Here is a 6,794-nt window from a genome sequence, read left to right as displayed (position 1 = left end):
CCCCCAACCGCCGCACCCCCTCCACCAACTCCGCCTCCCCCGCAACAGCGGCCACACACAACCGCACGTGCGGAGCGGGCGGCTCGGCCGCGTAGTAGAGGCGGCCCGGGGCGACGGCGACGCCGACACGCAGAGCCGCTGCGACAAAAGCGGACTCGTCGACACCGTCGGGCAAGCGCAACCACAGATGGAAGCCCCCCGGCGGCACATGGTCGAGAGCGACGGACGGCAGCTCGCGCCCCACCGCGCCGAGGAACACCCCCCGCCGCGACCGCAGTTCGGCGGCGACCGTCCGCGCGTGCCGCGCCCAGGCGGGCGAACCCACCAGCTCCAGGGCCGCCTCCTGGAGAGGCCGCGGCACGAAGAAGCTGTCGATCAGCTGAACCGCCCGCAGCCGCTCGACCACCGGGCCCCGGGCCGCCAGCGCGCCGACCCGCAGGCTGGGCGAGACGAACTTGGTCAGCGACGTGACGTGCACGACGACTCCGTCCGGATCCTCGGACGCCAGCGTGGGCGGCTGCGGAGGCGCGTCCGCGTGGGCGAGGCTCCGGGCGAAGTCGTCCTCGACGACGAACGCCCCGGCGGCCCGGGCGATGCGCAGCACCTCGCGGCGGCGCTCGGCGGAGAGGACCGCGCCGGTCGGGTTCTGGTAGAGCGGCTGGCAGAAGAACACCCGGGCGCCGGTGGCCCGGAACGCGTCCGCCAGCAGGTCCGTACGGACTCCGTCGGCGTCCACCGGGACGGGCACCGGGCGCAGCCCGGAGGCGTGGGCGGCGGCGAGCACGCCGGGGTACGTGGGCGACTCGACGAGTACGGGAGCGCCCGGGGGCGCCAGGGCGCGCAGTGCGGTGGTGAGGGCGCTCTGGCCGCCGGCGGTGACGAGGACGTCGGAGGCGGCGATCGTGCCGTCCTGTCCGCCGATCGCCCGGGCGAACCAGGCGCGGAGCTCGTCGACGCCCTCGACCGGGGGCCGCCCCCAGGCGCCGGGCCGGCGGCCGGCCCGGCCGAGGGCGGCGGCCAGGGCGCGTTCCGGCTGGAGCGAGGCGTGCAGGTAGCCGCCGGCGAGGTCGATGGTGCCGGACGGGGTGGGGGCGAACGTCGCGCACACCCGGCTCGCCTCCACGGAGCGAGGCACCGTGCGGTCGCCCGGTTCGGCGCTCAGCGCCACCTGCTGCCAGGAGGTGTCCCCCAGCGGTGCGCGGGCGGCCGGCCGCGCCTCCGCGCGGAACGCGCCCGCCCCCGGCCGGGTGACCACCAGCCCCTCCGCCGCGAGGACGGCGAGGGCCCGGGAGACGGTCACGGGGCTGACCCGGTAGCGGTCGATCAGGGATCTGCTGGACGGCAGCTTCTCACCAGGAGAGTAGCGGTTCACCTCCTGTCGCAGGAGTCCGGCCAGTTCGGACACGCTGCTACGCTCGTGCATGACAGCACAAGATAGCGCTACTCGTCCGATGTCGATAGCGGTCGGCGGGGGTGTGGCGACCGGTGCCGCGGTGAGCGGCGGCACGCTCCTCGCCCTGCTCGCCGTGGGCATGTTCTCGCTGACCTTCCCGGCGACCGTCTGGGCCCTGGACGGGCTCGGCCCCTGGTCGGTGGTCGCCTGTCGCGCGGTCCTCGCCGCCCTGCTCGCCGGTGGCTTCCTGCTCGCCGGCCGGGTGCCCCTGCCGGACCGCCGGCACTGGGCCGGGCTGTTCGCCGTCGCGGCCGGCTGCGTCGTCGGCTTCCCGCTGCTGACCACCCTGGCCCTGGAGACCGCGACGACCTCGCACGCGGCCGTGGTCGTGGGCCTCCTGCCGGTGACCACCGCCGTCTACGCCACGCTGCGTACCGGAACCCGGCACTCCCGCGCCTTCTGGGTGGCCGCCGTGGCCGGGGCCGTGGTCGTCATCGCCTTCGCCCTGTACCAGAGCGGCGGCCGGCCGGGCACCGGCGACCTCTACCTGTTCGCCGCGCTGCTGGTGTGCGCCGCCGGCTACGCCGAGGGCGGCCGGCTGGCCCGGCTGATGCCCGGCTCGCAGGTGATCGCCTGGGCCCTCGTCCTCTGCCTGCCCGCCGGCGTGGCCGGCGCGGCGGTCGCGCTTTCCCTGGAACCCGTGCACGGCACCGGCAAGACGGCGGCCGGGCTGGCCTGGCTCGCTTTCTCCCAGTTCGTGAGCATGTGGCTGTGGTACCGCGCGATGGCCGCGACGGGGGTGGCCCGGGCCGGCCAGCTTCAGCTGGCGCAGCCGCTGCTGACTCTCGTCTGGTCGGTGGCGCTTTTGGGCGAGCGGCTTTCGCCTGCGGCGCCGGTGGCCGCTGTCGCGGTGCTGGTGTGTATCGCGGTGACGCAGCGGACTTGATGCGGCCGTTGGGGGTGCCCCGGTCCCGCCCTTTCGCCGTTTCCTGGGGCTGCGCCCCAGACCCGCTGATCGCGGCTCCGCCGCTCGTCCTCAAACGCCGGACGGGCTGGATAGTGCCGCCCTGGGCGTGCACTTCAGCCCGTCCGGCGTTTGAGGACAACCGTGCGGAGCGCGGTTTCGGGGAGCCTCACCCCCCGAGCGGCAACACCCGCTCCAGCTCCCCGAACACCCGCTCAAGCAACGCCCGGTGGTCGGCCAGCACCACCCCGACCGCCTCTCCCGCGAACACCCGCCGCAGCGACGTCGTACAAGCCCCCCGATAAGCGGCGACAGCGAGAGTCGCGGTCATCCGAGGCTGGGGATCGCCGGGAGGCGGCCCGGGGTGAGCGGCGATCGCGGCCGTGAGGGCCGCCTCCAGCTCGTCGGCCCCCTCGCGCAAGCGAGCCCGCAGCGCCGGCGAGCCGTACACGATCCGCCAGAACGGCGCGTGCCCGACGGCCGACAGCGGGTGCCCCTCGTCGACGAGGCGCAGGGCGAGGCGGCGGAGGGCGGCGACCGGGGTCTCGCCGGGGGCGCGGTCGCGGACGGCCGCGGTGCTCAGCTCGATGCCCTCGGGGATGCGGTCGAGGAACAGGTCCTCCTTGCGCGGGAAGTGGTTGAAGACGGTCATGGCCGAGACCTCGGCCGCCTCGGCCACCTCCGCCACCGTCACCTCCTCGAAGCCGCGCTCGAAGAACAGCCGCGTGGCCACGTCCGAGATCCGCTGCCGCGTCCGCAGCTTCTTGCGCTGTCGCAGCGGCAGCTCCGCCGCCGGATCCGATGCCTTCCGTCCACTCATGCGAGAAGGGTATATCGACTATAAAAGTTTAGTGGCTACAGTGAGCCTCATGAACCTCATGGAATCCCCGGAGCACGACGTCGTAGTGGCGGGCGCCGGCCCCGTCGGCCTCACCCTCGCCTGCGAACTCGCCCTGGCCGGCACCCGCGTCCTGGTCCTCGAACGCCGCACCGAGGTGGACCGGACGATCAAGGCCGGGGCCATCAACACGCCGAGCGCGGAGGCGTTCTACCGCCGGGGTCTGCTGCCGGCCCTCGCCGAGATCCAGAAGGAGGCGCTGGGCCGCTTCAGTTCGTTCGCCGCCGGCGTCCGGGCCGCCGGGGAGCCGGCCCCCGTGCCGGCTCCCCGGTTCGCCGGCCACTTCGCGGCGATACCGCTCCAGGCGGCCCTGCTGGACGCGTCCGATCCCGAGTTCGGCGACCCGGGCCCGGCGGCGGCCGTCGGCCTCGTCCCGCAGGAGCCCCTGGAGCGGCTGCTCGCCGAGCGGGCCGCCGCCCTCGGCGTCGAGGTCCGCCGCGGGGTGACGGTCACCGGCTTGGATGCCGACGACACAGGCGTGACCGTCCATACGGACGCGGGCGAGGTCCGTACCGGGTGGCTCGTCGGCTGCGACGGCGGCCGCAGCACCGTCCGCAAACTCGCCGGCTTCGCCTTCCCCGGCACCGACCCTGAGATCACCGGGCGGCAGGCGCTCGTCGAGATGACGGGCGCCGAGGCGCTGGGCAGCGGCTGGCAGACCACCGCCACCGGCCACTACGTCCACGGGCCGATGCCCGGCCGCGTCCTCACCGTGGAGTTCGACGGGCCGCCCGTCGACCGCGACGCCCCGGTCACCGCCCGCGAGATCGAGGACAGCCTGCGCCGGGTCACCGGCGTCGACGTCACCGTCACCGCCGTGCACACCGCCACCCGGTTCACCGACAACGCCCGCCAGGCGTCCACCTACCGTGACGGCCGCGTCCTGCTCGCGGGCGACGCCGCCCACGTCCACTCGCCGTTCGGCGGGCAGGGTCTCAACCTCGGCATCGGCGACGCGGTGAACCTCGGCTGGAAGCTCGCCGCCACCGTCCACGGCTGGGCGCCCGACGGCCTGCTCGACACCTACACCGCCGAACGGCACCCCATAGGCTCCTGGGTGCTGGAGTGGACACGGGCCCAACTGGCCGTGATGCGGCCCGACCCGCACGCCCGCGCCCTGCGGACGGTGGTGCGCGAGCTGCTCGGCACCGTCGAAGGCACCACCCACGTCGTCAAGAGGATCTCCGGCGTCCTGCAGCGGTACGACCTCCCCGGCGGCCATCCGCTGACCGGCCGCAGCGCCCCCGACCTCGCCTTCGCGGACGGCAGCCGGCTGGCGGACCACCTCCGTCACGGCCGCGCCCTGCTCGTCGACCTCCACGACGACCCGGAGCTCCGCGCGTCCGCCGGCGGATACGGCGGACGGGTCGACGTCCTCACGGCCGCCTGTCCGGACCGGCCGGGGCTCGCGGCCCTCCTCGTCCGGCCGGACGGGTGCACCGCCTGGGCGGCGGACACGGCCGACGGCCGGACGGGGGTGGAGGCGGCGCTGCGCCGCTGGTTCGGGGAGCCGGGGCGGCCGGTGCGGCGTGGGGAGGTGCGCGTCTCGGCCGAGAATTCTTGAACGTTCGGTTTGATTCGTATAGCGTCGACGGCATGGGCAGGAGCAAGGAGTTCGACCCCGACGCCGCGCTGCGGGCCGCGCTGGAGCTGTTCTGGCGGAAGGGGTACGAGGCCACCTCGATGCAGGACCTGGTGGACCACCTCGGCGTCAACCGGGGGAGCCTCTACGCGACGTTCGGCAGCAAGCACGCCCTCTACCTGCGCGCGCTCGACCGGTACTGCGAGCTCAAGGGCGAGGTGAGCCTGGAGCTGCTCAGCCGGCCGGGGTCGGCCCTGGCCGACGTGCGGGAGCTGTTCCGGCGCTACGCCGCCGAGACCCTGGACGACCCGGACCGCAAGGGCTGCCTGGTCACCAACACCGCCGTCGAGATCCTGCCCGGTGACGAGCAGGCCGAGCGGCGGGTGGCCTCGGCGCTGGACGAACTGGAGACGGCCCTCGCCGGCGCCCTCGTCCGGGCGCGCCATCAGGGCGAGTTGAACGAGGGCGCCGATCCGCGCGCCCTCGCCCGGTTCCTCGTCACCTTCCTCCAGGGGCTGCGCGTCGTCGGCAAGACCGCCGACGGGCGCCGGCGGCTGGAGGACGCGGTGGAGGGGGCGCTGAGCGTGCTCCGCTGAACCGGCCCCGGCCCTGCGGGACCCCCTGTGACCAGGGGGTTTTCTTTCGCCCTTTTATTGGAACGATCGGTTAGGAAAGGCGTGGTCATCATGAGCCGAGCCACCACCGTCCCCCGGCCCGTCTATGTGCTAGCCCTGGGCATCTTCGCCATGGTGACCAGCGAATTCGTGGTCGCCGGGCTGATGCCGCAGCTCGCGGAAGGGCTGGACGCGACCGTCCCCGAAGTCGGATACCTGATCACGGCCTACGCCGCCGCCATGGCCCTCGGCGGCCCCTTCCTCACCGTCGCCCTGATGAGGATGTGCCAGAAGAGCGCGCTGTACGTGCTGTTCGCCGTGTTCCTGGCGGGGAACGTCCTCGCCGCCACCGCCTCCGACTACGCGGTGATGCTGGTCGCCCGGATCGTCACCGGCGTCGCCTCCCAGGCGTTCTTCGGCGTCGGGGTCTCCCTCGCGGCCCAGCTCGCCGCCCCCGAGGCGCGTGGACGGGCGCTCGGCACCGTCATGAACGGGCTGATGCTCGGTACGCTGCTGGGCCTGCCGCTGGCCACCCTCATCGGCGAACACCTGGGCTGGCGGGCCGCGTTCTGGTCGATCAGCCTGCTCACCGCCCTGGCCGCGCTGTGCACCGCCGTCGGGGTGCCCCGCCCGGGCCGCGCCGAGGGCGGCGTCGGCTTCCGGCAGGAGCTGGACACCTTCCGCAACCCCCGGCTGTGGCTGGTCATGACCACCAGCGCCCTCGTCATCGGGGCCACCTTCGCCGCGTTCAGCTACTTCAACCCGCTGCTGACGGAGGTCACGGGCTTCGGCACCGGCACCGTGCCGCTGCTGCTGGTCGCCTACGGAGCCGCCGGCGTGGTCGGCAACTCCGTCGTCGCCCGGCTCGCCGACCGCCACACCCTCCCGGTGCTCTTCACCGGCCTCGCCCTGAACATGCTCTTCCTCATCGGCCTCGCCCTGCTCGCCCACCTCGCCGTCCCCGCGGTGGTCTGCATGATGGGCATCGGGCTGGTCGGTGTCACCATGAACCCGGCGATGATCACCCGTGTGCACCGCACGGCCAACGCCCGTCCCCTGGTCAACACCATCCACTCCTCCTTCATCACCTTCGGCATCATCATCGGGTCCTCGGTCGGCGGTCTGGCCGTCTCCGGCTTCGGCCTGCGCGGCCCGCTGTGGCTCGGCGCGGTTCTGGCGCTCCTCGGCCTGTTCACCCTCGTCCCCGACCTGCGGCGCCGGGAGCGGCCCGCGGCCGGCGGGCCGGTGGCCGCCGGCGGGAGCGGGGGCGGGGAGCGGACGGAGGCCGTGAGGGAAGGGGAGCAGGAGTTGTGCGCGGCGCGCGGCTGACGCGGACGTCCGCC

The 6,794-nt window shown here is 74.2% G+C and carries 6 protein-coding genes; 4 read left to right on the top strand and 2 right to left on the bottom strand.

Features of this window, described 5'->3' with window-relative positions; all coding sequences use genetic code 11:
* Nucleotides 1-1,423 (bottom strand): PLP-dependent aminotransferase family protein (locus ACSNOK_RS11140; protein ID WP_436780458.1); only part of this gene is annotated, 1,423 nt, incomplete at its 3' end.
* Here ACSNOK_RS11140 and ACSNOK_RS11135 point away from each other — a divergent pair.
* The gene (locus ACSNOK_RS11135; RefSeq protein WP_436780457.1) at nucleotides 1,422-2,339 is read left to right on the top strand and encodes a DMT family transporter; all 918 of its coding nucleotides are present in this window, start codon (nucleotides 1,422-1,424) and stop codon (nucleotides 2,337-2,339) included. The two genes, ACSNOK_RS11140 and ACSNOK_RS11135, sit on opposite strands and share 2 nt — an antisense overlap.
* A gap of 187 nt (nucleotides 2,340-2,526) precedes the next feature.
* Here ACSNOK_RS11135 and ACSNOK_RS11130 read toward each other — a convergent pair whose 3' ends face one another.
* Nucleotides 2,527-3,177: a TetR/AcrR family transcriptional regulator gene (locus ACSNOK_RS11130; protein WP_436780456.1), complete on the bottom strand. Its 651-nt coding sequence runs from the start codon at nucleotides 3,175-3,177 to the stop codon at nucleotides 2,527-2,529.
* A gap of 49 nt (nucleotides 3,178-3,226) precedes the next feature.
* On the opposite strand from ACSNOK_RS11130, the gene ACSNOK_RS11125 reads away from it, so the two are divergent.
* The 3 genes from ACSNOK_RS11125 to ACSNOK_RS11115 all read left to right on the top strand — a co-directional run bounded on the left by ACSNOK_RS11125 (nucleotide 3,227) and on the right by ACSNOK_RS11115 (nucleotide 6,780).
* The gene (locus ACSNOK_RS11125; protein WP_436780455.1) at nucleotides 3,227-4,819 is read left to right on the top strand and encodes an FAD-dependent oxidoreductase; all 1,593 of its coding nucleotides are present in this window, start codon (nucleotides 3,227-3,229) and stop codon (nucleotides 4,817-4,819) included.
* Between the two features lie 32 nt (nucleotides 4,820-4,851).
* Nucleotides 4,852-5,433 carry a TetR/AcrR family transcriptional regulator gene (locus ACSNOK_RS11120; protein ID WP_436780454.1) on the top strand — a complete coding sequence of 194 codons (582 nt, stop codon included), beginning with the start codon at nucleotides 4,852-4,854 and terminating at the stop codon, nucleotides 5,431-5,433.
* A 90-nt stretch (nucleotides 5,434-5,523) separates the two neighbouring features.
* A complete protein-coding gene (locus tag ACSNOK_RS11115) occupies nucleotides 5,524-6,780 on the top strand; it encodes an MFS transporter (RefSeq protein WP_436780453.1) in 1,257 nt (418 codons plus the stop codon).
* Nucleotides 6,781-6,794 lie beyond the last annotated feature (14 nt).

The organism is Streptomyces sp. URMC 126 (assembly GCF_051386555.1).
Classification (GTDB): domain Bacteria; phylum Actinomycetota; class Actinomycetes; order Streptomycetales; family Streptomycetaceae; genus Streptomyces.
Note: the sequence above shows the minus strand (reverse complement) of the source record. Positions and strands in the feature narration are given on the sequence as shown.